Source organism: Sphingomonas sp. CFBP 8760, from assembly GCF_014841615.1.
Taxonomy (GTDB): Bacteria; Pseudomonadota; Alphaproteobacteria; order Sphingomonadales; family Sphingomonadaceae; genus Sphingomonas.
The window spans coordinates 1-25,198 of the sequence record NZ_JACYUG010000008.1 but is presented as its reverse complement, the minus strand read 5'-3'; the positions used below and the strand labels follow the sequence as shown (position 1 = coordinate 25,198).

At 63.8% G+C, this 25,198-nt stretch carries 22 protein-coding genes and 4 pseudogenes; 12 read left to right on the top strand and 14 right to left on the bottom strand.

Annotated features, from left to right (window positions below; translation table 11 throughout):
- Positions 1–6 precede the first annotated feature (6 nt).
- Together pdxA and rsmA are read left to right on the top strand one after the other, a co-directional pair.
- Positions 7–996, top strand: a complete 990-nt coding sequence (pdxA, locus tag IFT82_RS11425) for a 4-hydroxythreonine-4-phosphate dehydrogenase PdxA (RefSeq protein WP_192126803.1) — start codon at positions 7–9, stop codon at positions 994–996.
- The gene (rsmA, locus tag IFT82_RS11420) at positions 993–1,838 is read left to right on the top strand and encodes a 16S rRNA (adenine(1518)-N(6)/adenine(1519)-N(6))-dimethyltransferase RsmA (RefSeq protein ID WP_192126802.1); all 846 of its coding nucleotides are present in this window, start codon (positions 993–995) and stop codon (positions 1,836–1,838) included. The genes pdxA and rsmA overlap by 4 nt, the downstream gene beginning before the upstream one ends.
- Positions 1,839–1,840: 2 nt before the next feature.
- Here the strand turns inward: rsmA and IFT82_RS11415 are convergent, their stop codons facing one another.
- The 3 genes from IFT82_RS11415 to guaB are packed head-to-tail and all read right to left on the bottom strand — an operon-like array spanning position 1,841 to position 5,007.
- Positions 1,841–2,341: a tetratricopeptide repeat protein gene (locus IFT82_RS11415; protein WP_192126800.1), complete on the bottom strand. Its 501-nt coding sequence runs from the start codon at positions 2,339–2,341 to the stop codon at positions 1,841–1,843.
- Positions 2,342–2,374: 33 nt separating this feature from the next.
- Positions 2,375–3,547 (bottom strand): RsmB/NOP family class I SAM-dependent RNA methyltransferase, encoded by a 1,173-nt coding sequence (locus tag IFT82_RS11410; protein ID WP_192126798.1) that lies wholly within the window; start codon positions 3,545–3,547, stop codon positions 2,375–2,377.
- Positions 3,544–5,007 carry an IMP dehydrogenase gene (gene guaB / locus IFT82_RS11405; protein WP_192126796.1) on the bottom strand — a complete coding sequence of 488 codons (1,464 nt, stop codon included), beginning with the start codon at positions 5,005–5,007 and terminating at the stop codon, positions 3,544–3,546. Before guaB ends, IFT82_RS11410 begins: the two co-directional genes overlap by 4 nt.
- A 146-nt stretch (positions 5,008–5,153) precedes the next feature.
- Here guaB and IFT82_RS11400 point away from each other — a divergent pair, with 146 nt between their 5' ends.
- The gene (locus IFT82_RS11400; protein WP_192126794.1) at positions 5,154–5,858 is read left to right on the top strand and encodes a YitT family protein; all 705 of its coding nucleotides are present in this window, start codon (positions 5,154–5,156) and stop codon (positions 5,856–5,858) included.
- Between the two features lie 175 nt (positions 5,859–6,033).
- Here the strand turns inward: IFT82_RS11400 and IFT82_RS11395 are convergent, their stop codons facing one another.
- Entirely contained in the window at positions 6,034–7,062 is a 1,029-nt protein-coding gene (locus tag IFT82_RS11395; protein ID WP_192126792.1) for an aspartate-semialdehyde dehydrogenase, read from the bottom strand.
- 61 nt (positions 7,063–7,123) lie between these two features.
- Positions 7,124–9,409 (bottom strand): S9 family peptidase, encoded by a 2,286-nt coding sequence (locus IFT82_RS11390; protein ID WP_244646698.1) that lies wholly within the window; start codon positions 9,407–9,409, stop codon positions 7,124–7,126.
- Between the two features lie 302 nt (positions 9,410–9,711).
- Here IFT82_RS11390 and IFT82_RS11385 point away from each other — a divergent pair, with 302 nt between their 5' ends.
- Entirely contained in the window at positions 9,712–10,377 is a 666-nt protein-coding gene (locus tag IFT82_RS11385) for a DUF6975 family protein (RefSeq protein WP_342355103.1), read from the top strand.
- Between the two features lie 9 nt (positions 10,378–10,386).
- On the opposite strand, the gene IFT82_RS11380 is transcribed toward IFT82_RS11385, so the two are convergent.
- Positions 10,387–11,112, bottom strand: coding sequence for an RBBP9/YdeN family alpha/beta hydrolase (locus IFT82_RS11380; RefSeq protein ID WP_192126788.1), 726 nt, complete (start codon positions 11,110–11,112; stop codon positions 10,387–10,389).
- Positions 11,113–11,353: 241 nt separating this feature from the next.
- Here IFT82_RS11380 and IFT82_RS11375 point away from each other — a divergent pair, with 241 nt between their 5' ends.
- Both IFT82_RS11375 and IFT82_RS11370 read left to right on the top strand, forming a co-directional pair.
- Entirely contained in the window at positions 11,354–11,539 is a 186-nt protein-coding gene (locus IFT82_RS11375; RefSeq protein WP_192126786.1) for a hypothetical protein, read from the top strand.
- Between the two features lie 191 nt (positions 11,540–11,730).
- The gene (locus IFT82_RS11370) at positions 11,731–13,779 is read left to right on the top strand and encodes an MGH1-like glycoside hydrolase domain-containing protein (RefSeq protein ID WP_192126785.1); all 2,049 of its coding nucleotides are present in this window, start codon (positions 11,731–11,733) and stop codon (positions 13,777–13,779) included.
- 12 nt (positions 13,780–13,791) lie between these two features.
- On the opposite strand, the gene IFT82_RS11365 is transcribed toward IFT82_RS11370, so the two are convergent.
- From IFT82_RS11365 to IFT82_RS20910, 3 genes are all read right to left on the bottom strand, one after another.
- Positions 13,792–14,517, bottom strand: a complete 726-nt coding sequence (locus IFT82_RS11365; RefSeq protein WP_207105784.1) for a DUF429 domain-containing protein — start codon at positions 14,515–14,517, stop codon at positions 13,792–13,794.
- Between the two features lie 95 nt (positions 14,518–14,612).
- On the bottom strand, positions 14,613–15,329 hold the full coding sequence (locus IFT82_RS11360; RefSeq protein WP_244646696.1) for a zinc-binding dehydrogenase: 717 nt from the start codon (positions 15,327–15,329) through the stop codon (positions 14,613–14,615).
- Positions 15,326–15,523, bottom strand: coding sequence for a hypothetical protein (locus tag IFT82_RS20910; protein WP_244646695.1), 198 nt, complete (start codon positions 15,521–15,523; stop codon positions 15,326–15,328). The genes IFT82_RS11360 and IFT82_RS20910 overlap by 4 nt, the downstream gene beginning before the upstream one ends.
- Positions 15,524–15,657: 134 nt before the next feature.
- Between IFT82_RS20910 and IFT82_RS11355 the strand changes: the two genes are divergently transcribed.
- The 3 genes from IFT82_RS11355 (at position 15,658) to IFT82_RS11345 (ending at position 20,640) form a co-directional block, all read left to right on the top strand.
- Positions 15,658–16,089, top strand: coding sequence for an acyl-CoA thioesterase (locus tag IFT82_RS11355; protein WP_192126781.1), 432 nt, complete (start codon positions 15,658–15,660; stop codon positions 16,087–16,089).
- A 66-nt stretch (positions 16,090–16,155) separates the two neighbouring features.
- A complete protein-coding gene (locus tag IFT82_RS11350) occupies positions 16,156–17,052 on the top strand; it encodes an ABC transporter ATP-binding protein (RefSeq protein WP_192126780.1) in 897 nt (298 codons plus the stop codon).
- 6 nt (positions 17,053–17,058) lie between these two features.
- Positions 17,059–20,640, top strand: coding sequence for an ABC transporter permease/M1 family aminopeptidase (locus tag IFT82_RS11345; protein WP_192126778.1), 3,582 nt, complete (start codon positions 17,059–17,061; stop codon positions 20,638–20,640).
- 226 nt (positions 20,641–20,866) lie between these two features.
- On the opposite strand, the pseudogene IFT82_RS11340 reads toward IFT82_RS11345, so the two are convergent.
- Positions 20,867–21,136: pseudogene (locus IFT82_RS11340) on the bottom strand (transposase); the annotation flags it as partial.
- Between the two features lie 52 nt (positions 21,137–21,188).
- Here IFT82_RS11340 and IFT82_RS11335 point away from each other — a divergent pair.
- Positions 21,189–21,467, top strand: a pseudogene (locus IFT82_RS11335) (integrase core domain-containing protein); the annotation flags it as partial.
- A 226-nt stretch (positions 21,468–21,693) separates the two neighbouring features.
- Here IFT82_RS11335 and IFT82_RS11330 read toward each other — a convergent pair.
- Together IFT82_RS11330 and IFT82_RS20905 are read right to left on the bottom strand one after the other, a co-directional pair.
- Positions 21,694–22,779 (bottom strand): acyltransferase family protein, encoded by a 1,086-nt coding sequence (locus IFT82_RS11330; RefSeq protein WP_192126773.1) that lies wholly within the window; start codon positions 22,777–22,779, stop codon positions 21,694–21,696.
- A gap of 644 nt (positions 22,780–23,423) precedes the next feature.
- Positions 23,424–23,543 (bottom strand): annotated as a pseudogene (locus IFT82_RS20905) (IS5/IS1182 family transposase); the annotation flags it as partial.
- A gap of 51 nt (positions 23,544–23,594) precedes the next feature.
- On the opposite strand from IFT82_RS20905, the pseudogene IFT82_RS11325 reads away from it, so the two are divergent.
- Together IFT82_RS11325 and IFT82_RS20900 are read left to right on the top strand one after the other, a co-directional pair.
- Positions 23,595–24,409 (top strand): annotated as a pseudogene (locus IFT82_RS11325) (IS5 family transposase).
- Positions 24,410–24,453: 44 nt separating this feature from the next.
- The gene (locus IFT82_RS20900; RefSeq protein WP_192126770.1) at positions 24,454–24,711 is read left to right on the top strand and encodes an ATP-binding protein; all 258 of its coding nucleotides are present in this window, start codon (positions 24,454–24,456) and stop codon (positions 24,709–24,711) included.
- Here the strand turns inward: IFT82_RS20900 and IFT82_RS11315 are convergent.
- A complete protein-coding gene (locus tag IFT82_RS11315) occupies positions 24,708–24,890 on the bottom strand; it encodes a CsbD family protein (protein ID WP_192126767.1) in 183 nt (60 codons plus the stop codon). The two genes, IFT82_RS20900 and IFT82_RS11315, sit on opposite strands and share 4 nt — an antisense overlap.
- Positions 24,891–24,938: 48 nt before the next feature.
- Positions 24,939–25,198 (bottom strand): hypothetical protein (locus IFT82_RS20560; RefSeq protein ID WP_207105783.1); only part of this gene is annotated, 260 nt, incomplete at its 5' end.

Sequence of the window (25,198 nt, the reverse complement as noted above, 5' to 3'; positions counted from 1 at the left end):
GCCGTCATGACGCTGCCGATCGCAGTATCACTGGGCGATCCCGCCGGCATCGGGCCGGAGGTGACGGCCAAGGCGTGGGATGCCCGCCATGCCCGCAGGCTGCCCCCCTTCTTCGCGGTGGGGGATGCCCGCTCCGTATCGCGAGTGTGGCGGGGGCCGATTGCGGAAATATCCGATCCGCGTGCCGCCGCGGCGGTGTTCGGCGATGCGCTGCCGGTACTGACCGTCGAGGATGCTGGCGACATCCTACCGGGATCGCCCGATCTGGAAGGTGGCCGATGCGCCCTGCGTTCGCTGGAACTGGCGGTCGGCCTTGTTCGCACCGGCGCCGCAAGCGCCCTTGTCACCGGGCCGGTATCGAAGTCACAACTATACGCGGTCGGCTTCACCCATCCGGGGCAGACCGAATTCGTCGCCGAGCGGTGTGGCATCGCCTATAAAAATGCGGTGATGCTGTTGGCCGGCCCCGATCTGCGGGTGGTGCCGATAACGACGCATGTGCCGCTGGCGGCAGTGCCGGCGTTGCTGACGATCGATCTGATCGTGGCGAAAGCGCGCGCTACCGCGCGTGGGCTACAACGCAACTTCGGGATCGATCAGCCGCGCCTCGCCATTGCGGGACTCAACCCCCACGCCGGTGAGAACGGCGCGCTCGGTCGTGAAGAGATCGACGTGATCGAGCCGGCGATTGCCCAACTGCTGGCCGAGGGGTTGTCGGTAACGGGGCCTCATGCCGCCGATACGATGTTTCATCCGCGCGCACGGGCGAGATACGATGTCGCGCTGTGCCCCTATCACGATCAGGCGCTGGTGCCGATCAAGACACTGTTCTTCGACGATGGCGTCAACATGACGATGGGTCTGCCGATCGTGCGTACCTCACCCGATCATGGCACCGCATTCGGCATCGCGGGGCAGAATGTGGCGGAGCCGGGCGCGATGATTGCGGCAATCGTGATGGCGGCAGAAGCCGCAGCACGCCGTTCCATGTCATGAGCGTCGACCTGCCGCCGCTGCGCGAGGTCATCGCCCGCTATGGCTTGAACGCCTCCAAGGCACTCGGGCAGAATTTTCTGTTCGATGGTCAATTGCTCGCACGCATTGCCGCCGTACCTGGCGATCTTACCGATGCCGAGGTGCTGGAGGTCGGCCCCGGCCCCGGTGGCCTTACCCGTGCGCTGCTGGCAGCGGGCGCACGGGTCACCGCGATCGAGCGCGACCGGCGCTGCATCCCGGCACTTGCGGAACTGGGCGACGCCTATCCCGGCAGACTGCGCGTCATCGAAGGTGACGCGCTGGCGATCGATGCCCCTGCCCTGTTCGAAGGGCGGCCGCATATCGTGTCGAACCTTCCCTACAATGTCGGCACTGCGCTGTTGATCGGCTGGTTGTCGGCGGACTGGCAGCCATGGTGGCGATCGCTGACCCTGATGTTCCAGCGTGAGGTCGCCGACCGGATCGTCGCGACGGCTAACGACGATGCCTATGGGCGCCTCGCCATCCTGTCACAGTGGCGCAGTGCCGCCCGCATCGCGATGCCGGTTCATCGTTCCGCCTTCACGCCCCCCCCCAAGGTGATGTCGGCGGTCGTCCATCTTGTACCGACCGACCCTCCCGCCGGGGTGCGCCTGCCCGTACTGGAACGGCTGACCGCCGCCGCGTTCGGCCAGCGGCGCAAGATGCTGCGGCAGAGTCTGAAGGGTGTGACCGGCGCGGGCGACGCGATGGCTGTGCTGGGGATCGAGCCGACCCGACGCGCGGAAACTGTCACGATCGACGAATTCGTCGCATTGGCGCGGACGATGGATCGAGCGAGCGACGGATCGGTCGCCCAATAAGCCTATTGCTTCGCTGCCGTGACCTTTGGTGCCACCTGCGCGGTGGTGACCGGCGGCCCCTTGGCGATCGTCGCCGCCAGACTGGCTGCCTCCGGACAATTGCCACGGCAAAGCGTCTTCAACCGCGCGAGATTCTCTTTCGCCCGCACCACCGCGCCCTTGGCGACCAATGCCTCACCCTGCCCCTTCAATGCGATCCGATCGGCTGGCTCCAGCAGTAACGCCTCGCGGTACAGGCGGATCGCCTTGCCCGGCAGGCCTCGCTGGCTTGCCACCTCGGCCAGCACGATGAAAGCGGCGCGATTACGCGGGTCGAGCGCGATCGCCGTCTCCAGCGTATCGGTCGCGCCGTCGAGGTTGCCCGCCGAACGCTGCACCTTGCCCTGTGCTAGCCACTGCAACGACCGTGGATCGATCTGGTCGTCGGGCCGCTGCCCCTGCAACGCGGTCGTAATGCTGACGGTCGCCAGCGCGGCAGCGATGGCGACGGACGAAAGGCGCATGATCGTCTCCAGACGGGGCACAACGTCAGTCGGTTAGCATGGGGCGATCAGTCGCGCGACGAAAAAGCCATCGGTGCCGGCGCTGGCGGGATCAAGTCTGATGCCGCCGCCATGCGTCTGCCCGGCAGGCAACGTCGGCACGTCGACCGTCCAGCCCGGATGATTCGCCAGGAAACGATCGACCTGATCGCGGCCTTCCGCATCCAGCAGCGAACAGACGATGTAGACGAGGTTGCCGCCCGGCCGCACCAGCGACGCCCCCAGCGTCAGGACGTGCGCCTGCGTGTCGATCAGCCGGTTCAGCCGCGCTGGATCGAGCCGCCAGCGGGCTTCCGGATTGCGACGCCAGGTACCGGTACCCGAGCAGGGCGCATCGACCAGCACGCCGTCCGCCCACGCCAGCCAATCGGCCAGCGCCGCGGCTTCACGACCGGGATCGAGCAGCTTCGTCTCGATAATCGTCGCGCCAGCGCGCTCCGCACGGGGACGCAGGCGTGACAACCGCGCACGATCGGTGTCACAGGCGAGCAGCGTGCCGCGGTTGTCCATCCGCGCCGCCAGCGCCAAGGTCTTGCCGCCCGCGCCTGCGCATAGATCGACGATCACGTCACCCGGCGCGGCCGGCAGCGCAAGGCCGACGACCTGACTGCCCTCGTCCTGCACCTCGATCGCGCCATCGCGCCATGCAGGCAGCGTCTCGATATTGGTGCCGCTGGGCAACCGCCAGCCATGGGGGGCAGCTGGCAATGGTGTCGCGTCGGGCAGGTCGGGTACCGGCTTCAACGTGTTGACGCGAACGTCGAGCGGGGCGCGCTCGACCAGGGCCGGGAGCGACGTCACCGGAACACCCGATGTCGTCAGCGCCTCGACCAGCCAGACCGGTGCGATGCCGGGCTCCGCCCGGGCTTCGTGCTGGCCGATCGGTGCGGGGCCATGCGGCGATCCGTCGAAGCCGGCTGCAATCGCCGGATCACGATCGGCCAGCGCCAGCATCGCGGCGCGGCCGCTGGCCGGCGGTTCACCCGCCAGCCGGATCGCGGAGTAAACAAGTTCCCGTACCGCTCGCCGGTCCTTCGATCCGGCATAGCGACGCGTCCCGAAATAGCGGGCAATCAGCGTGTCGGCCGCCGCACCACCTTCACGGGCGGCAGTGATGATGCCGTCAAGCAGCTCGATCGCCGCTTCGACCCGGGCGCCGGGTGTCATCCGCCGCGCGTCGGATAGTTAGGGGCCTCGCGCGTGATCGTCACGTCATGGACGTGGCTTTCCTTGAGGCCGGCACCGGTGATCTGCACGAACTGCGCCTTTTGCTGGAGATCGCGGATCGTCGCCGCGCCGGTATAGCCCATCGCGGCCTTCACGCCGCCTACCAGCTGATGGATCACGTCGCGTGCGGGGCCCTTGAAGGCGACCTGCCCTTCGATTCCCTCGGGCACCAGCTTCATCTGATCCTTGATGTCGCCCTGGAAATAGCGATCCGCCGAACCCCGGCCCATCGCGCCCACCGATCCCATGCCACGATAGGATTTATAGGCACGCCCCTGATACAGGAAAGTCTCTCCCGGCGCTTCCTCGGTACCGGCAAGCAGCGACCCGACCATGCAGGCCGATGCGCCCGCCGCCAGCGCCTTGGCAAGATCGCCGGAGGTACGCAGACCGCCATCGGCGATTACCGGTACGCCCGCCTTGGCGCCGGCTTCCGCACAATCCATTACCGCGGTCAACTGCGGTACGCCCACGCCCGCGACGATGCGTGTCGTGCAGATCGAGCCGGGACCGATCCCGACCTTCACCCCGTCCGCCCCGGCATCGATCAGCGCCTGCGTCGCGGCACCGGTGGCGACATTGCCGGCGATGACCTGTACCGAGCCGGACAGTTTCTTGACCCGCGCGACCGCGGCGGCGACTTCGGCATTGTGACCGTGCGCGGTGTCGATGATGATCAGGTCGACCTCGGCATCGACCAGCGCTTCCGTCCTTGCAAACCCCTTGTCGCCGACCGTGGTTGCCGCCGCGACGCGCAGTCGACCAGTGCCGTCCTTGGTCGCATCGGGATGGATCGCCGCCTTCTCGATATCCTTGACGGTGATGAGGCCGACGCAACGATAGGCCTCGTCCACCACCAGCAGCTTTTCGATGCGACGCTGATGGAGCAGGCGACGCGCTTCCTCCTGCCCGACATCGGTCGAGACGGTGGCGAGGTTCTCATGCGTCATCAATTCGCTGACGGGCTGTCTCGGATTGCCGGCAAAGCGCACGTCGCGGTTGGTGAGGATACCGACGAGGCGGCCATCCGCCTCGACCACCGGGATGCCGCTGATCCGGTGCTGTGCCATCAGCCCCTGCGCCGCCGCCAGCGTCGCGGTGGGGGCGATGGTGATCGGGTTGACGACCATGCCGCTTTCGAAGCGCTTCACCTGCCGTACCGCGGCGACCTGTTCGGCCACGGTCAGGTTGCGGTGAAGCACGCCGATGCCGCCCAACTGCGCCATCACGATCGCCATGTCCGCTTCGGTCACGGTGTCCATCGCGGCGGACAGCACGGGAATGTTGAGCGCGATACCTTTGGTTACCTGCGTCCGCGTATCGGCCTGGCTGGGCAATACCGACGAGGCCGCGGGAACGAGCAGCACGTCGTCGAAGGTCAGGCCGAGGCGGATATTCATGGGGTGTGCCGAATCCTGCATGAAGGGCAAGTGGCGGGCCATGTAACCAAGATGGCGCCGCTGCGCCAGAGGGCGGTTGGTGCCGGGGCATCGATCGGCGGCGACAGCTGGACGACGATGATGGACAGGGGCTTGCACATGGCGTGATGCGCGATAGGAAACGACGAACAGATCGCGTCTTCCATCGCGGCGCAGGGGATGCCTCGTCCAGCTACGAGGAACCGGTATTGCAGCCACGCGAAGACTCCCTGCCGCTCGGTAGACCGCACAGCGTGGCGGAAGATGCCTATGCGCTGGCCATCGGCTGCATCCTGCTGGTCGTGGGACTGGTGTTCCTGAAGGCGGCCGGACTGGTGACCGGGGGCATCGCCGGTATCGCGTTGCTGATGTCCTACCTGGTGCCGCTGCCGGCAGGCGTATTGTTCACGATCATCAACATCCCGTTCATCGCCTTCGCGCACCGGGCGATGGGTAGCCGGTTCGCGATCAAGACGATGCTGGTCAATCTGGGTATCGCCGCCTTTTCCGGCCTCACGCGCGTATCGATCCACGTCATCGACGTGCATCCCGCGTTTGCGGCGATCGTCGGCGGAACGGTGATCGGCATGGGCATATTGTGCCTGGCGCGGCATCAGGCCGGCGTGGGCGGTACCGGCGTCGTCACCTTATGGTTGCAGCGAACCCGCGGGTGGAATGCCGGCACGACGCAGATCGCGATCGACGTGCTGATCCTTGCCGCCGCGATTCCCGTCGTCAGTGGCCCCCAACTCGGCTGGTCGATCCTGAGTGCGGTGGCAATCAGCCTGATCCTGATCGCGTGGCATCGGCCGGGACGGTATATCGGTCATTGACGGGGCGTTCACGTCACCCGGCTTTGATCGATACGCACACAAATATATCGGCCGATCGGTACCGCAAGGCTGCATGCCGCCGGCCCCACCCCTGCGACGCCTCATGTTACCAGTTGCTCCCGATAGAGTAGGAGAGACTTGGAGAACACGGAAAGGACAAGGGTGAGGAAACCCGTCAGTTCGCCTTTTTCAGATGCCTGCGCCCCAACAGTTCGGCGATCTGCACCGCGTTCAGCGCGGCACCCTTGCGGAGGTTGTCAGACACGCACCACAGCGATAGGCCATTTTCGACTGTCGGGTCCTCCCGGACCCGGCTGATATAGGTGGCGTCGTCGCCGGCGGCCTCGATCGGCGTGATGTATCCACCGTCCTCATGCTTGTCGATCAGCATGATGCCGGGGGCCTCGCGCAGGATGTTCTTCGCCTCCTCCGCCGAGATTTCGTTCTCGAATTCGATGTTCAGCGCCTCGGAGTGGCCGACGAAGACGGGAACGCGGACGCAGGTGGCGACCACCTTGATCTTCCGGTCCAGGATTTTCTTGGTTTCGACCACCATCTTCCATTCTTCCTTGGTCGATCCGTCGTCCAGGAAGCTGTCGATGTGGGGGATCACGTTGAACGCGATCTGCTTGGTGAACTTCTTTGCCTCGGCCGGATCGCCGACGAAGATGTTGCGGCTCTGCTCGAACAGCTCGTCCATCCCGATCTTGCCCGCGCCGGAAACGGACTGATAGGTCGCCACCACCACCCGCTTGATCGTCGCGGCATCGTGCAGCGGCTTCAGCGCCACGACCATCTGCGCGGTCGAGCAATTGGGATTGGCGATGATGTTCTTCACCTTGTACCCGTCGATCGCGTCGGCGTTCACTTCCGGCACGATCAGCGGCACGTCCGGGTCCATGCGATAGAGCGAACTGTTGTCGATCACCGTGCAGCCGGCGGCGGCGAACTTCGGCGCATAGACCGCCGTCGCCTCCGATCCGATCGCGAACAGCGCCATGTCCCAGCCGGCCGGGTCGAAATTCTCGATGTTCTGGATTTTCAGCATCCGGCCGGTATCGCCATATTCGATCTGCTCGCCCTGGCTCCTGCTGGAGGCCAGCACGGCGATCTCGTCGGCGGGAAACTGACGCTCGGCAAGGATATTGACCATCTCACGCCCGACATTGCCCGTCGCCCCCGCGACCACGACCCGGTAACCCATGACTTTCACTCCGATTGCCGCGCCGCCCTAATCGGCGACAGCGCGGCTGACCAGCCAAGCTTTACTTGGAGACGGTATTGGTCGCCGGTTCCGCCGGCGCGGCATTCAGGTCCGGCATCGGCGCTGCCGTCACCAGCGTATGGTTCTTTACGGTGCGATCGAGGAAGTTGAGAATCGTCTTCCACAGATGCTCGCCGACACCCGGTCCGCCGACGCGGTGGGTCTGCCCCGGGTAGAACATCATCTCAAACGGGGTGCCCGTCTTCTGCATCTGGGATGCGAAGGCCGTCGAATTGTCGAGGAAGACGTTGTCGTCGGCCATTCCGTGGATCAGCAACAGCGGATCGGTGATCTTCGCCGCATCGACGATCGCCGCCGATCCGGCATAGCTTTGTGGATCGAGCCGCGGATCACCCAGATATCGCTCGGTATAATGGGTATCGTAGAGCGACCATTCGGTCACCGGGGCGCCCGAAACCGCGGCGGCATAGACGCCCGGCGTCTTTTCCAGCATCTTGATCGACATATAGCCGCCATAGGACCAGCCATAGGTGGCGATCTTGGCCGGGTTCACGAACGGCAGCGACTTCAGATAGTTCGCGCCCGCCAATTGATCGGCCACCTCGACGGTTCCCATCGCGTGGTAGATCTGGTCTTCGAACGCCTTGCCACGATTGTACGATCCGCGATTGTCGATCTGGAAGAAAATCCACCCCTGATCGACGAGGAACTGCGGCAGCGCCCCCTGCCAGCCACGCGTTACCTGCTGGCCGGTACCGGGGCCGCCGTAATGCTGGAAGAACACGGGGTAGGTCTTGCCCGGCTCCAGCTTGGGGGTGATCATCTCCCAGTGCAGCGTGGTACCGTCAGCCGCCTTGATCGTGCCGAATTTCGTCGGTTCGTGGCTGGCAAGATGCGGGAAATAGGGGTGGCCGGGTGCGATCGCATTCTCGTTGATCCAGCGCAGCCGCTTGCCATCGGCATCGGCCAGATAGACCTGGGCAGGCTGGGCGGGGCCGGAGCGCGACACGATCAGCCGGGTCGCCGATCCATCCATGGTCGCGCTGTTGGTATAACCCCGTTCGGTCAGGCGGGTCACGTCACCGGGCTTGGCGATGTTCAATGCATAGAGATGCTGTTCCAGCACATCGTCGCGCGTGCCGGTGAAATAAATCCGGCGCTTGTCCTCGTCGACACCGACCAGCCCGGTGACCACCCAGTCGCCCTTGGTCAACTGCGTCCACTTGCCCGCGGCGAAGTGGTAGAGGTGGCCATAGCCGCTGCGTTCGGACCGCCAGATCAGGCTGCCGTCGCGCAGGACGTGATAGCTGTCGGAAAGGTTAAGCCAGCTTTTTGCGCCCGCCTTTTCCGAAAACAGGATCGTCGCCCGCCCCGTCGCGGGATCGACGCGCAGGATATCGAGTCGCTTCTGATCGCGCGACTGACGCTGGACCAGCAGGCCGGACCCGTCCGGCATCCAGTCGACCCGCGCCAGATAGATGTCGGGTTCCGGCCCCAGATTCACCTTCACCTGACCGGTGCCGTCGGCCTTCATCACATATAGTTCGACCAGCACATTGGGGGTACCCGCAGCGGGATAACGCTGTTCGAACACCTTCGTGCCCGTCGCACCGATCGCGGCGCGGGTGGCGACGTGGACCGGCGCCTCGTCGAACCGTTCGACGGCGACATAGCGTTCGTCGGGGCTCCACCAATAGCCGGTACGACGATCCATTTCCTCCTGCGCGACGAATTCCGCCTCGCCCCAGTGGACGGTCCCGCCCTCCCCCTTGGTCAGGGCACGCGCCGCGCCACCGGTGATCGGCTGAACGAACAGGTTCTGATCACGCACGAAGCTGACGAAAGCGCCGCGGGGCGAGACGACGGGGTTCAGTTCGCCACCGGGAGTGTCGGTCAGCCGGCGAACGTTGCCGTCGAGCGTGGCGATGTACAGATCGCCGTCCAGCGGTACGAGGATCGATTTGCCGTCGGGTGCCCAATCATAGGCGACGACCCCCTTCGATCCACCGATCCTTGCCCGTTCGCGCTGCATCTTCTCCGCTTCGGACAGTTCTGCGCCCGAACCGATCTTCGCGGAATCCACCAGCATCCGTTCGGCGCCGGTACTGGTATCCGTCGCCCAGAGGTCGAACCGCTCGCGATCGTCGGGGCGAGGACGAAGGCTGGTCAGCAGGGTTCCATCCGGCGACAGTCTGAGCGCGCGTGGCTGCTGCCCGGACAGGTCTGGGCTGGCGAAAACGCGGGACAGGGTCAGATCCGCGGTCTCGGGCGGTACCGGCACAGGTGCCGGCGCCTGTGAAACCGGCACCGTCTGGTCAGCAGCCATCGCCGCCGTCCCTACCGAGGCCAAGGCAAATCCCAGCATCCATGCGCGCATCCCGTCTCTCTCCGGCGGATCGTCACTCCCGCACCGTCGCGGAGGCGCCCGCCTTATCGCGGGCAGGGAGGCCGGCTTCAAGGGCCTGCCGCGCCATTTGGCACGCGGTCGCCATACACTCGATCTTTACGCACCGGCCATAGCGATACTGGCTACGGGTAGAGGGGCGGCAGGGCCGCCCGCCGTGACAGGCCAGGGAAGACGAATTGGATAATGTGACGCGCGAACGGCCGGCAAACGCGGCGAGCCTGGTGGCAGCGATCGTAGCGGTGGAGGGCAGTGCCCGCCACGCCCATCTCCGCTATCTGCTGGGCCCGCAGCCGTCACGCCGCGATCTGGCCGATGCCGTCCACGCGCTATGCCTGATCCACGGCAGCCGACCCGGCCCGGTCGATATGGCGGTCGCGCAACGCGCCCAGCCGGAGGCGGATTCATGGCTGACGGCGGTAGCGGCGGGTTTCGCCGGTGAACGGGCGGCGCTGGTGCGTTTGGCGGCGGTGGTCGGCCCCCTGCCCTCCACCCCGGGTCAGGCGGCGTTCGAAGCCGCCGTGACGGGGATCGGCCATGCGTTGTCGACGCTGGCGACATCCGGCCGGACGGGTTGCGCCACCGGGGCGGTGGCCGCGCTGGTCAGTGATTGGCAGGCGATGCGTGCCATCCTGGTCGCGGCGGCGGTCGACTGCGGCATCGCCCTTCCCGATGCGATCCTGCCACCCGGAGCGGTCACCGCCGCGGCGATCACGGCCTTGGGCGAAAACGCGGCGGCGGAGCGAGCGATGGCATTTGGCGCCCGGCAGTTGCTCGCGCAGCATCACGGCTTGTGGACGTTGATGCAGGCCCGCGCCGCCGCCCGCGATCGGCTCTACCCCCAGGGTCAGGACCATTCGCCAAGGATGTTCGCCGGCTCCCCGGCGTAACGCCGCGGCTCAGCGACCGGCGGCAAAGCCTTGTCTGAGTGCCGCCGGTGCCATCGTCGCGAACGGTTCATCGGCGGGATCGGACATGGCCCGGGGAGCGTCCGAACGGCGCAGCATCGCATGGGCATCGCCCGGCGTCCGCGTCCGGCCGCTACCATCGATCGTCGCCGCGACGACCCGGTCGAGCAGCTCCTGCCCTTCCGGCCACATGCCCAGACCGCTGGCGGCGTTGATATGACCCTGCTCGCCGATATCGATGAAATGACTGCCCCAGTTCGCCGCCAGACTGTGTGCCCGGTCGATGGTGATCCACGGATCGTCATTGCTGGCGACGACGATCGATGGAAAAGGCAGCGGCGTATGCGGGCTGGGCGCGAAGCCACGTAATTCATCCTGCACTCCCACCCGGTCTACATCGGCCGGTGCGACCAGCAAGGCTCCGGCAACCGGCCAGCCATAGGGTTGCGGGCTCAGCTCGGCCCACCACGCGACCGCCAGACAACCGAGCGAATGGGCAATGAGGATCACCGGCGCCTCCGCCTGACGGATGGCGAGATCAAGCCGAGTCACCCAGCTGTTACGATGGGGCGTATGCCACATCCCGAGATCGGCCCGCATCGTACCCGGCCGGCTGCGTTCCCACAGCGTCTGCCAGTGCGAGGGGCCTGACCCGCCGAGGCCGGGCACGGTGAGGAACGTCGGCCGGGTGGTTTCGTGCGGTGCGAATGAACCCATGACATATCTCCCGAGGAACAGGATCGGTCGGTGGTCGACCGTCACCGGTGATCCTTCGTGCTTCCCATTTAATTCCCATCGAAACGGTAGACAATAGCGCTGCGGCGAGCCGCCCGTTCGAAACGCCGGCCCGTGCCGATGATCGCGGTCTGCTCACGATCCGTCTCGCATCTTTCTGTCGCGGGCATCGTACCTCGCTGACGACCGGTTATGGGACCGGCCACCTGCCCGAGGGCCGGACATGACCGACGATCCGCCAGACCATCTTCGCTCGCTGATGAAACCCGGTGTCGACCATGAGGCGGAAGCGTGGCGCTGCCGCCGCCTTGCCGCTTCGATCAGTGAAGGGCCGGCGCAGCAGGCCTTGTACCGTCTTGCCGAGGATCATGCCGCCTGCCGAGCCTTTCTCGACCGGACGGCTACCTGACGACTTGGCGGTGGGACTTCCCGACGGCGGCCGCTTTCCCGTTTACAAGCCCGAGCGACGCTGGATATGTAGGACTAGATGGACGATGACCGTCATGGTCGGGTTCTGTCCCATCACTGGCGACGCCGTTGCCGAACCGGTCATACCATGATGGCCAGACCGGTGACGGTGATCGAGGGGGAGAGAACGACATGATCCGACACCGGACACGACGGCTGGCCGCGATCCTGTCGACGGCGGCCACGCTGCTGATCGGGACGACGCCCCCGTCGTCCGCGGCCCTTCCCGCGATGGATACGCATCGCATCGCCGTGACCCGGTTCGGCAACGATGCGCCATGGTATGAAGGTCGTATTCCCTTCTTCGAATCCGCAGATCGACGGATCGACGCGGTCTATTATTACCGCTGGTCGCTGTTCCGTGCGCATCAGCGCGATCTGGGCGTGCGAGGGTTCATCTCGACCGAGTTCCTCGACGACGTATCATGGCAACTGGAACCCTGGGCGAGCCTGAACGATGCCACCGGCTTCCACATCGGCGAAGGGCGCTGGCTGCGCGATAGGCGCTATGCCGACGATTACATCGCCCACATGTATAACGGGGGCAACGACCGCCACTTCACCGATTATATGGCTGATTCCGTCTGGGGGCGCTATCTGGTCGATGGCGATCGGGACGGTGCGACGCGGCATCTGCCGGCCATGCGCCGTCTGTACGATCAGTGGGACGATCATCTCGATCGCGGCAAGGGACTGTACTGGACCGAACCGCTCGCCGATGCGACGGAATATACGATCGCATCGATCGATGCATCGGGCGGGCTGGACGGCTTCTTCGGTGGTCAGGCGTTCCGGCCATCGATCAACGCGTACATGTTCGCCAATGCCCGCGCGATCGCCGGCATCGCGCGGCTGGCGAACGACGGTGCCACCGCGGCGACGTTCGACAACCGTGCCGCGACGCTGAAGACGACGTTCCAGCGCGATCTGTGGAGTCCGGCCCTCCGGCACTTCATCGACCGGCATCAGCGGACCACGCCGTTCGTGACGTACTGGCAGCCGATCCGCGGCCGTGAGCTCGTCGGCTATGTTCCCTGGGCGTTCGACATGGTGGACGACGATCCGGCCTATGCCACCGCCTGGTCGCACTTGATATCGCCCGACGAACTCGGCGGTCCGGCGGGGATGCGTACCGTCGAGCCAAGCTACGAGCATTACATGCGGCAGTACCGCTACGAAGGCGGCACGTTCGCCGGGGGCTTGCGGGAATGCCAGTGGAACGGTCCAGTCTGGCCGTTCCAGACGACGCAGGTCCTGCTGGGTCTGGCGAACCTGCTCGATCATTATCGGCAGACCGTGGTAACCCCATCCGACTATACGCGGCTGCTGCGGCAGTACACGCAGCTGCATTATCAGGGTGAATTGCTCGACATCGAGGAGGATTATTTTCCTGACACCGGCAGGCCGCTGGTCGGATTGGCGCGCAGCCATCATTACTTCCATTCCGGCTATGTCGATCTGATCCTCGGCGGGCTGGTCGGTATCCGCCCTCGTGCCGATGACATGCTGGAGGTGAATCCCATTCTCCCGCCGACGGGCGATCCCCAGTCGCTGTCATGGTTCAGGGTGCAGGATGTGCCGTATCACGGCCATCGCATCGCCGTGACCTGGGACGCGGACGGCCGACATTACGGGCGGGCCGCAGGACTGGCGATCGAAATCGACGGGCGCGAGGTCGCGCATCGATCGACCATGGGCCGGTTGACGGTACCTATTACGCGTCTGGCGCCCCCGCCGATCGTAAGACCGATCGATCGCGCGGTGCAATTGAAACGCGGCGACTTTCCGAAGGGCAGCACCTCGTCCGCCACCGATCCGGAAAACGTCCACGACGCGATCGATGGACGGGTCTGGTTTTTCCCGGAACTGGGCAATGGCTGGTCATCCGACCCGAAGGCGCGGCAGCAATGGTATGCGATCGACTTCGGCAAGCCCACCGCGCTGACGCGAGCCGAACTCGCCTTTTTTGCCGATGGCGGTCGTTTTGCGGTCCCCGTCAGCTATCGCATGCAGGCCTGGAATGGCAGCGGATGGTACGATCTGCCGGCGGTCGGCGATCGGCCCTTGGCCAACGGCATCACCCATGTCCGCTGGAAGCCGGCGACCACCAGCCAGATCCGCATCCTGTTCGACCAGCAGCCCAATCGCGCGATGCGACTGGTGGAGGTAAAACTTTTCTAAAAATGCAATGGCTTATACCGCCATCAAGCCATCCATGACGGAGATCAGGCCATCGGGCGGCGCCACCGCCGGCGGACCATTGGTGGATGCCGCGATCGCTCCGAAGGCGGCCAGCACCGCATCGAGCGCATCGGGATGGTCGAGCAGCAGCCCCGTCTGCGCATGACTGATGCCGATGCGGTGGGTCAGTCCGTCGAGGATGATCCGGCGTGCGGCCCGCTGGTCACGCCCGGCATAGCCAGTGTGCGACAGGCACCATGCCCGCAATTGGGCGGCGGGGAAACTTTCGACCAGCATTCCGGAGCCGATCGCCCAAGGCCAACACGGCCGCCCCACACGGGTCAGCAGGGTAAGACACGCTGCGGTGAACGGCGCGCCGCCGCGGGGACCATTCCATAAGGTTGACCGGGTATTCACGCCGCGCGATGACCAGTGTCTTTCTGTGGTGCGAAGGGGTTTTGCGGTTTCGATCGGCGCGACCGCTGCGGCGAGGGCGACCAGCGATGCGCCGGACGGAAATGGTCGATCCGGTGCGTCGGGTAGGGTCGCTACCGTCGACAGCAGACCGCGATGCCCACCCGGCGGCAGGTGTCGCGCCGGCAGGCTGAACGGCGCATCGATGCCGGCCGCGACATGATCGCCGGACCGGAGCAACTGCACCAGCCGATCGAACGGTTTACCGGAACCGGCAAGCGCCTGTACCGGCACCACGTCGATCAACCGCGGACGATCGGCCACCTCGACAGTGGCGATCCACACCGACGGTCGGGAGCACCGCGGTCGCCACGCCGCCGCTCCACCGGAAAAGTCTATCCCGAGAAAGACCTCACGCTTCATGGCGTCATTCTGACGATCTGCCGTACCGCGTGCCCTTCCTGCAATCGATCGAACCCTTCGTTGATATCGGCCAGGGTCAGATATCCGTTCACCAAGCGATCGACCGGCAATCGCCCCGCGCGATAGAGCGCGACATAGCGGGGGATATCGCGCGCGGGCACGCAGGTGCCGATATAGCTGCCCTTCAGCGTCCGTTCCTCGGCGACGAGGGATACGATGTCGACCGGCAGCGCCGTTCCGGCCGGGGGCAACCCCGCGGTGACGGTGATGCCGCCACGCCGGGTCATCGCCACCGCCGCCGCCAGCGCGCGCACCGATCCCGCCATCTCCACGACCACGTCGCACCCGCCATCGGTCAGCGCGCGGACCGCCGCCGCCGTATCGCCTGCCGCCATCACCGTATCGGTCGCACCGAGATGCCGCGCCAATGCCAGCTTGTCCTCCAGCAGATCGACCGCCACGATCCGCGACGCCCCCGCCGCCACCGCCCCGAGTACCGCCGCAAGGCCCACGCCACCCAGCCCCACGACCGCCACCGATTGACCGGCGGTGACGCGCGCGGTGTTTACCACCGCCCCGACCCCGGTCAGGACCGCACAGCCGAACAGTGCCGCCTCGGCCAGCGGTAACGCTGGATCGATCTTCACCAGCGAACGGCGCGAGACGACGGCGTGGGTGGCGAAGGCGGAGCAGCCGAGATGATGATGGATCATGCCGTCCCCGTCGCCCAGCCTTGTCGGGCCGCCCAGCAACGTGCCGGCCCCGTTCGCCCCGCCGCCGCTATCCGCACCAGCGCCTCCCCTCGGCCGGGGGGATCGAGGTCGATCGTCTCGATCGCCAGCGGCCGGCTTTTTGCGTAGGGGTAGGCCGCACCCCGGCGCCGCAGTACCGCAGCCTCGATCTTCATCGCTAGATACTCTCTCGGTCGCGGAATATCGGCATACCGTGAAGCCGAATACCGCTGGTGGCAAGATGCTGCCCCGATTAACGGCAACGGTGGCCGGTGGTGAGTATCGAAACGGCCTGGAACGGGGGACCATCATGACACACGTGGCGCTGCGACAACGTGCGACCTATCGCTGGTGGCGGACGATCACGACGCGCTGGAGCGACAACGACGCCTATGGCCACGTCAACAATGCGATCTATTATCACTGGTTCGATACCGCAGTGAACGCCTGGCTGATCGAGGCGGGGCTGCTCGACGTGGCGACGGGCGACCCGATCGGGCTCGTCGTCGAGACGCGCTGTCGTTATGCGCGATCGATCAGCTATCCCGATCCGGTAGAGATCGGGCTGGCGATAGACCGGCTCGGTACGTCGAGCGTGACCTATCGCCTAGGCGCGTTCGTGGCGGGTATCGACGATGCCGCCGCGGAGGCCGGCTTCACCCATGTCTATGTCGATCGCGCCACGCGGCGGCCTGTGGCATTGCCCGATGCCTGGCGCGACCGGATGGCCGCGCTCGTCTGATCCGATGTTTATACGTTGCGCCACCGATACGACCATGTAGTTTGCCCGGATATCCGGGGGGACCAGATGCTCGAACTTATCGGCGTAAGCCATGTCTACGCCAACGGCACGCGTGCGCTCGACGATGTGTCGCTGTCGATCCCGACGGGAATGTTCGGGCTGCTTGGCCCCAACGGTGCCGGCAAGTCGACGTTGATGCGCACGGTAGCGACGTTGCAGACGCCGACTGACGGAACGATCCGGTTCGAAGACATCGACGTGATCGCCCAGCCGGAACGATTGCGGGAGACACTCGGCTATCTGCCGCAGGATTTTGGCGTTTATCCGCGCGTATCCGCCTACGACATGCTCGACCATATGGCGGTGCTGAAAGGCATCGTCTCTGCCGCCGACCGGCGCGCGACGGTGGAGACATTGCTTGCGCAGACCAACCTCTGGGTACACCGCAAAAAGGCGATCGCGGGCTTCTCGGGTGGTATGCGTCAGCGCTTCGGCATCGCCCAGGCGCTGATCGGCAACCCGCGCCTCATCATCGTCGACGAGCCTACCGCCGGACTCGATCCGGAGGAGCGCAATCGCTTCCTGAACCTACTGGCCGAGATCGGCGAGAACGTCGTAGTGATCCTGTCGACCCATATCGTCGAGGATGTCGCCGATCTGTGCCCACGCATGGCGGTACTCGCTGCCGGGCGCATCCAGCTGCAAGGGGCGCCACTCGACCTGATCGACCGCACCCGCGGCAATATATGGGCGAAGACGATCGGGCGCGACGAACTCGATAACGCACGGACGAACCACGAGGTCATCTCCACCCGGCTTTTTGCCGGTCGCACCATCATCCACATCCTCGCCGACCATGATCCGGGCGACGGCTTCCATCCGGCGACCGGTGGGCTGGAGGACGTATATTTTTCCACCCTCGCCAGCTCGCGCCGTACCCCCGCCGCCCCTGTCGCAGGCTGACCGGCCATGTTCGCCGCGATCGCCGGGTTCGAGTTGCGCTACCAGCTAAGGAACCCCGTCTTCTGGGTCGTCACGATCCTGTTCTTCCTGCTGGCTTTCGGTTCGATGACGATCGACCAGATCCAGATCGGCAGCGGCGGCAACGTCCACAAGAACGCCGCAACCGCGCTGGCGCGCACGCATATCGTCATGTCGATTTTCTTCATGTTCGTGACGACCGCGTTCGTCTCGAACGTGGTGGTGCGCGATGACGAGAGTGGATTCGGCGCGATGGTGCGCTCGACCTCCGTCACCAAGGCATCGTACCTGCTTGCCCGCTTCACCGGTGCCTTCGCCGCGGCGGCCATCGCCTTTCTGGCCGTGCCGTCGGCGATCTGGCTCGGCTCGCTGATGCCGTGGGTCGATCCGGAAACGCTCGGCCCGAACCGGCTGGGCGATTATCTCTACGCCTATGCGCTTCTTGCCCTGCCCAACCTGTTCCTGACCGCTGCCGTGTTCTTCGCGGTGGCGACGACCACCCGATCGATGACGTACAGCTATCTAGCCGTCGTCGTCTTCATCATATGCTATTCCTCGCTGATGGGGGTTGCGGCCGGCAAACCCGAATGGCGCGAGACGATCGCCTATGTCGAGCCGTTCGGCGGTGCCGCGTTCGGCTGGATCACCCGTTACTGGACGGCGGCCGATGCGAATGGGGGCATGCCGATCTTCACCGGCATTCTGGTCATCAACCGGATGATATGTCTGTCGATCGGGGCTATCGCACTGGCCATCGCCTATGCCCGCTTCTCGTTCGCCGAACGGGGGGCGTCGAAGCGACTGCTCCGCCGCCAGCAACGCCGTGCGATAAAGCTCGCCGCGCGCGAAGCCGAAGTCGTCGCGATACTGCCGTCGACCACGCCGGACAAGGCGGGGTGGACGCAGCTGGTCGCGCGGACCCGGTTCGAGATGGCGCTGATCTTCCGCAGCCCCGGCTTCGCCATCATGATGGCGATCGGCCTTGCCAATGCCGTCGCCCGACTGCTGTCCTCGGGCGAGCAATACGGCACACCCACCTATCCGCTGACCTTCGCGATCATCGACCAGCTGACCGGCGCGTTCGCAATCATGCCGCTCATCATCGCCATCTACTATGCGGGCGAGCTGGTATGGCGGGACCGCGAGCGTGGCATGAACGAGATCGTCGATGCCACCGCCCTGCCGAATTGGGCCTATATGGTGCCCAAGACGCTGGCGGTCGCAGGCGTGCTGGTGACGGCCCTGCTGGTATCGATGCTGGCGGCGATCGTCGTGCAACTATCACGCGGCATCACCGATCTCCGTCTGGATGAATATCTCGCCTGGTACGTGGCGCCGTTGACGATCGACTTCGTCCTGATCGCCGTCCTCGCCGTGTTCATCCAGTCCATCAGCCCCAACAAATATCTCGGCTGGGCGGTGATGGTCGTCTATTTCGTCGCGACCAGCGTCTTCACGACGATCGGCTGGGAGCATCCGCTCTATTTGTACGGCTCCGTAGGCTCGACCAAGCTGTCGGACATGAACGGCGATGCGATCGGCGGCGCGCGCGGCTGGTGGTTGAGGCTGTATTGGACCGGTTGGGCATTGATCCTAGCGGTGGGCGCGCACCTGCTCTGGCGGCGCGGCACCGATGTGAAGCTCGCGCATCGCCTGAGGCGCGTACCACGGCGGCTGGTGGGTATGCCCGGCATCCTGATCGCGGCGGCATCGGTCGTGATCGTTGCGAGCGGCACCTACGCCTATCGCCAGATGGATGTACTCAACACCTATCGCAGCGAGCCGGAGCAGGAAGCCCGTCTCGCGGCGTTCGAGCGTAAATATCTCCGCTATGCCGCGCTGCGTCAGCCGACGCTCACCGCGATCCGGCTGAACGTCGCGCTTTATCCCGCGGCATTGCGGATGACAGCGGATGGCAGTTTTACGTTCGTCAACGATACCGGCGCGCCCCTTCGCGATCTCCACCTGCGGATGCAGGACGATCGGACGCGCCTGACCGACGTGGTGGTCCCCGGCGCCCGTGCGGTGATGATCGATGCCGATTATCAGTACCGCATCTATCGCTTCGACCGGGCACTGGCGTCGGGCGCGACCGGCACGCTGCGCTTCCGTACCGAACGGGCGGTGCGGGGCTTCGCCGCCAATACCGACGACACCCGACTGGTCGGCAACGGCACCTTTCTGAACAACTATGAGTTCGCTCCCGTCATCGGGATGGACCGGGACGGCCTGCTGCAGGATCGCGCCAAGCGCCGCAAGCAGGGGCTGCCTGCCGAACTGCGCCTCGCCAAGCTGGAGGATCGCGCGGCGCAGTGGCGCAACTATGTCCATGCGGACTGGGTCCGGTCGGACATCACGTTGACGACCGATGCCGATCAGGTCCCGATCGCCCCCGGCCGCAAGGTGAAGGATACGATCGCCGATGGCCGCCGCACTGCACGTTTCGTCTCGGACAGGCCGATCCTCGCCTTTTTCTCGATCCAGTCCGCACGCTATGCGGAGAAGACGCGGATGGCGGACGGCGTCCGGCTGTCGGTCCATTACGATCCGCACCACCCCTATAACGTCGACAGGATGCTTGGCGCGATGCAGGCCGCGCTCGGCTATTATCGCGCCAATTTCGGCCCCTATCAGTTCGATTATGCCCGGATCGTCGAATATCCCGGCTATTCGACTTATGCGCAGGCATTCGCCGGGACGATCCCCTATTCGGAACGGATCGGCTTCATCGCCGATGCGCGCTCGGCGGACAGCGTCGATTACGTCACCTATGTCACCGCACACGAAATCGCCCATCAGTACTGGGCCCATCAAGTCATCAGCGCCGACATGCAGGGCGGTACGCTATGGGTGGAAACCATGGCGCAATATTCGGCACTGATGGTGATGAAGCAGCTCTACGGCCCCGACAAAATCCGCCGATTCCTGAAATACGAACTCGACAACTATCTCCGTGGCCGCCGCGGTGAGGCGGTGGAGGAACTACCGCTAATGCGGGTGGAGAACCAGGCATATATCCATTACAACAAAGGTTCGCTGGCGCTGTACCTGTTGCAGGACCGGCTGGGCGAGGATCGGGTCAACCGGATGCTTGCCAGGCTGCTCGACCGCTATCGTTTCCGGGGGGCGCCCTATCCACGCTCCACCGATCTGATCGCCGGTTTCGCCTCGCTGGCACGCGATGCGGAGGAACGCACGCTGGTCGCGGATCTGTTCGAGCGGATCACCTTGTGGGACCTGAAGGCGAAGTCCGCCGCGACACGCAGGTTGCCGGACGGTCGCTGGGAGACGCTGCTGACGGTGGACGCGACCAAGTTTGTCGCCGATGGCCAAGGGAATGAGAAGCCGGTTCCCCTCGCCGGCCGGTTCGATGTCGGGGCATTCACGGCGCGGCCGGGTTTCGGAGGCTTTTCCCGCGCCGACGTTCTTGCGATGGAGCAAAAGCCGATCCGTAACGGCGTGCAGGAGGTGCGGATCGTCACCGCCCGCAAACCTGCTTTCGTCGGCATCGACCCCTATAACAAATATATCGATCGGGATGGAGACGACAACATCGTGACCGTGTCGTAGCCGGTCGGTTCGGCCCTATGCCGAGGGACTTCGTCTTGACGTCTGACCGGGTACAGGAAGCCGGCGCGTTTACATGAGGTTCCCGGACCATCCGGCTGTGGGAAAAATGCGGTAACGGATTGGCCCGCCATCATCGCGGCCGGCAAGAATTAGTCTGGCGTCGACTGTGGCACTTCTCACGGCAAGCCTGCGCTGAAGTTTCGCGGCAAGATACTGGCGGCAACCACCGCGCCCGGTCCAGCTCGCGCCGCAGCCGCGCGATCTCCGACGCCTGATCCGCTGGCGACGCCAGCGGCGATACTGGCGGCTTCGCCGCCGGGCTTGCCGGCACAGCGCTGCCATCCCCCAACTCGCGCTGCCAACGACGCACCATCGTCGGCATGATTCCCAACTCGGCCGCTACCTCGGCCTGCATCCGACCCCTCGTCTCCCACAGCGCAACCGCTTCGCGCTCGAACTCGTCCGTGAACCGACGCTTTGTCGTAATCGCCACCATACACCTCCTGACTCCGCAGAGCCTATCATCGGTGTCCGTCAAACCGAGGGAAGATCACTCGTGGACCAACGGACAGGTCGAGCGGATGAACCGCACCATCGAGGAGGCGACCGTCAAACGCTTCCACGACGAAAATCATGACCAGCTCCGGACGCACCTCGCCGACTTCATGGCGGCCTACAACTTCGCCCGCCGGCTCAAGACGCTCAGCGGCCTCACACCCTACGAGTACATCGCCAAGATCTGGAAGTCAGAGCCAAACCGGTTCATCATCGATCCGATCCACCAGATGCCGGGACTAAACACCTGGCGAGCTGCCACCGGCGGGTAATTCTCAACCGGCGCGGGGAGAAGACCTTTTCAAGGGATCAGCCTGTTCCCCCCGTATAAAAAGCCGACCTGCGATCAGTTTCGGTGAACATTTCCTGCAAGGAAATCTGTCACGTGTGCCAGCGAATATATTTTTATTGACCACCTGCTCGGCGTCAGGATCGATTGGCTGACACACACCTTTTAAATCAAGAGGGAATGTTAAATCAAGAGGGAATGGCGACAATTTAACCCACCAGACTCTGCCGTTGCCACGACGTCAGACGCCTGAACAAACGAATATCCTTCGTAGGCGCCTCGATGAGATGCCAGCTTACCGCCCCTGCGATGAGGGCCAGCGGAACAGTACTGGCGGCCAATGTCCAGGGATCAATCGAGGGGTAGGCCCATCGGATGTACGTCGCGATAGGCCATCCATAGAGATACGTACCGTAACTGATGTCCCACCGGTCATTAATCGTTTGCAACACACCTAAGTTCGCCCGGAACGATGCCCAGAACAGGCCCACTGCACCCAAAGTCAGTACCGCGACCTCCCCCATCACCGGGACAGCGACGATGGTGACGACCATCGCCATCGCGGATATGGCAGCGACATTGCCGCTGATCTGCGGCGTTCGGCCATCGCCTCGCACCCATAAGCAGGAGCCAACCAGAAATGCACTGGTAAGGCGAATGACCTGCGTCGGATCACCAATCAGCAGTTTTATAGCCCCATGATCTCCCCATTCCGCCAGCGAGGTAGCGAACGGTTTGATGCCCAGTGCAGCGAACAGGCCGAGTACAACCAAAGTGATTGCCATCATCATCCCTGGCTTTCGTAAGACACCACATATCCCCAACGCGAAGACAAGCAGGTAGCAGCGGAATTCATAGGCGATCGTCCACATCGCACCATTCAACAGCGGATAGTGTTTCAAGCCGGGGAATTGGCCTATATAGTAATCGGGCTGTCGTAGAAATGCTATTTTAGCAATTGCCTTTGGCAATGCCCCCGATACTTGAGCACCAACTAACGGCCCTAGTATAAATATGCTAATAAGAGAAGCTACGATGAAAGCCGGATAAATCCGCATCACCCGGCGACTAAGGTACCGCAATGGGGTCGAACGGGTCATGCTTGCGGTAATTAAATAGCCGCTGAGCAAAAAGAAGCCATCGACGGCAACGCTACCCAAGGTAAGAACGCTAGTTAGCGTGGCAAGCGGCTCTCTGCTGACATTTCCGTCAATCATTTCCGGCGCATGACCGACAATGACGGCGCAGGCAAGCACAAGCCTCAGGAATCCTACGTTATTTTTGCGATCTGCCATGGCGCCCCCTCGCGACCTTTATTCCCCTCCACCGCTATATACTATCGCCAGTACTTTATAACGCAGCATTTTCAGTCTTAATTGTCCCAAATAGAAAAATTTGATGGTAAAATTTATTTTGCAGAACAAACTGCCGAGTAGGGAAATATATTAAATCTGCCAATTATCTCTTCGAATGCCGATTTTTTTGATATGTCTCTCAAACATATGGCAAATCTGATGAGTTTAAGACCCAATAAAACGAGGCGGCAATATCGGCATCCTGCAACCGTGGAGAATTTGGTGCGATCCATCACGCTCTGGCCGCCCCCTTGTGCCCAAGCACTCTATGGCGTGGATGCATCGCAAAAACAGTACACCACCGGAAAAGTGGTAAGGTCGCCCCTCTGAGCGGCAGTACGCCAGTAGATGCAATCCTGATCGGCCGTGAGATGCTTTGAATGTACGGCGCCGCGACTTATGCAAAATTTGCGCCTGCCGCCGGATGGCCTATCAAGCCCAGCACTCCGATCATTGATAGCTTAGCTTTGCGTTTTGCATAGTTATTTCTTACCAAGATGAGCGCAATAATTATGAATATTACCTGTACTTGAGGCAAAGTCTTCTCGTCATTGGTGCAGGTTTACAACGTCTAGGAGCCCGCCTCATAATTTGAGTTTGGCGATACGACGCGTCATTCGCCTGATGGATGAGACGACCATCCAGGCTTCGGACGAAGCGATGAAGGCTTCCCAGTCCTTGGCGAGGCGACGGCACCGATTAAGAGCGCCTAACAGAACCTTGAAGCGTTACGTATCAGTTCCAAACTTTGGACTATGGCCAAGACGCTGATACCGGACGAGTTATGGACGACGATCGAGCCTTTGCTGCCGCCTGAGCGACCGCGCCCGAAGGGTGGCCGGCCGATGGTGCCGGCGCGTGCGGTGCTGACTGGCATCGTGTTCGTGCTGCGCTCGGGAATACCGTGGGAGATGCTGCCTGCGGAGATGGGCTGCGGTTCGGGGATGACGTGCTGGCGGCGGCTGCGCGACTGGCAGGCTGCAGGGATATGGGCAAAGCTGCACCGGCTACTGCTGGAGCGGCTTCATGCCGCAGGGCAGATCGACTGGTCGCGGGCCGCGCTGGACAGTGCGACGGTGCCCGCCAAAAAGGGGGATGCGCGACAGGTCCGAACCCGACAGATCGGGGCAAACCGGGCACGAAGCGCCATCTCGTCACCGATGCCCGCGGCACGCCACTCGGGTTCCGGCTGACCGGCGCCAACCGCCACGACAGTGTGATGATGGCATCCACCCTCGATGCCATCCCACCACTGCGCGGCCAACATGGGCGACCCAGGCAAAGACCAGCCAAACTGCACGCCGACAAGGCCTATGATGCCCGCGCACGGCGGCAGGAGTGTCGCGCCCGTGGTATCACCCCACGCATCACCCCACGCATCGCCCGACGCGGCGTCGATACCGGCGAACGCCTCGGCAGGCACCGCTGGGTCGTCGAGCGCACCCATGCATGGTTCAACCGTTTCCGTCGCATCCCGATCCGCCACGAACGACGAAGCGATATCTACGAGGCCTTCACCTCCCTCGCCGCCAGCATCATCACCATCAATCAGATCATACGGTTCTGTTAGGCGCTCTTAGTCTGACGCAGACCGACGATGGTGCTACCCTGGAGGTGGCTGACGATGGCCTGGGTATTCATGAACAGGATCGGGAACGCGCCGTGCAACGCTTCGCCAGACTCGACCGCGAGCGTGACGACGGTCATGGCCTCGGTTTGAACCTCGTAGCTGCGATTAGTGCCGCGCATGGTGGTGCCATGCGTCTGAAAGACAACCACCCCGGACTTCGTGTGATCGTCACGCTGCCATGTAATAAGACGCATCCTGCGACCGCCGACTACTCGACGGCCGCAGGACGGGAAACTTCTTAAATCTCGTCGCCCAGAGCGCCCTTGACGCTGCCCTTAACGTCCTGGCCGGTACCCTTGAGCTGCTGGGCCTTGCCCTTGGCCTCGAGGTGTTCGTTATCGGTGCCCTTGCCGATCGCCTCCTTGACGCTTCCAGCGACCTTGTTGCCTGCTGCTGCTGCCTTGTCGGTGAACTCGCCCATGCAATCTTCCTTGTTGCACACCTCGAACGGAGGCTGCTTCTGGTAGCTTCAACGCCGGATCGGCGAAACCTGTCCTGTTGCTTTGACAGAAGCCAACAACGTTGGGACATCGCAATGTTCGGGCGGCTTCTTGTCGAAGACGTCTGGTGTCAGGTCATGCGTACCGGCTGTCATTTGGAACGTTTCGGCGGCGCGCGCGATAAAACGGGCAGTATCGTCCGCACCATGATCTGGCACTTGGACGTCACGCAGACATCTGAGAGCCCGACCGAAAATTGAGTTGAGCGATTTCAGCAGCTTGTGATTCA

Coding starts and splice junctions, on each gene's coding strand:
- pdxA (WP_192126803.1), top strand. CDS start 7: ATGACGCTGCCGATCGCAGTATCACTGGGCGATCCCGCCGGCATCGGG.
- rsmA (WP_192126802.1), top strand. CDS start 993: ATGAGCGTCGACCTGCCGCCGCTGCGCGAGGTCATCGCCCGCTATGGC.
- IFT82_RS11415 (WP_192126800.1), bottom strand. CDS start 2,341: ATGCGCCTTTCGTCCGTCGCCATCGCTGCCGCGCTGGCGACCGTCAGC.
- IFT82_RS11410 (WP_192126798.1), bottom strand. CDS start 3,547: ATGACACCCGGCGCCCGGGTCGAAGCGGCGATCGAGCTGCTTGACGGC.
- guaB (WP_192126796.1), bottom strand. CDS start 5,007: ATGAATATCCGCCTCGGCCTGACCTTCGACGACGTGCTGCTCGTTCCC.
- IFT82_RS11400 (WP_192126794.1), top strand. CDS start 5,154: ATGCGCGATAGGAAACGACGAACAGATCGCGTCTTCCATCGCGGCGCA.
- IFT82_RS11395 (WP_192126792.1), bottom strand. CDS start 7,062: ATGGGTTACCGGGTCGTGGTCGCGGGGGCGACGGGCAATGTCGGGCGT.
- IFT82_RS11390 (WP_244646698.1), bottom strand. CDS start 9,409: ATGGCTGCTGACCAGACGGTGCCGGTTTCACAGGCGCCGGCACCTGTG.
- IFT82_RS11380 (WP_192126788.1), bottom strand. CDS start 11,112: ATGGGTTCATTCGCACCGCACGAAACCACCCGGCCGACGTTCCTCACC.
- IFT82_RS11375 (WP_192126786.1), top strand. CDS start 11,354: ATGACCGACGATCCGCCAGACCATCTTCGCTCGCTGATGAAACCCGGT.
- IFT82_RS11370 (WP_192126785.1), top strand. CDS start 11,731: ATGATCCGACACCGGACACGACGGCTGGCCGCGATCCTGTCGACGGCG.
- IFT82_RS11360 (WP_244646696.1), bottom strand. CDS start 15,329: ATGATCCATCATCATCTCGGCTGCTCCGCCTTCGCCACCCACGCCGTC.
- IFT82_RS20910 (WP_244646695.1), bottom strand. CDS start 15,523: ATGAAGATCGAGGCTGCGGTACTGCGGCGCCGGGGTGCGGCCTACCCC.
- IFT82_RS11355 (WP_192126781.1), top strand. CDS start 15,658: ATGACACACGTGGCGCTGCGACAACGTGCGACCTATCGCTGGTGGCGG.
- IFT82_RS11350 (WP_192126780.1), top strand. CDS start 16,156: ATGCTCGAACTTATCGGCGTAAGCCATGTCTACGCCAACGGCACGCGT.
- IFT82_RS11345 (WP_192126778.1), top strand. CDS start 17,059: ATGTTCGCCGCGATCGCCGGGTTCGAGTTGCGCTACCAGCTAAGGAAC.
- IFT82_RS11330 (WP_192126773.1), bottom strand. CDS start 22,779: ATGGCAGATCGCAAAAATAACGTAGGATTCCTGAGGCTTGTGCTTGCC.
- IFT82_RS11315 (WP_192126767.1), bottom strand. CDS start 24,890: ATGGGCGAGTTCACCGACAAGGCAGCAGCAGCAGGCAACAAGGTCGCT.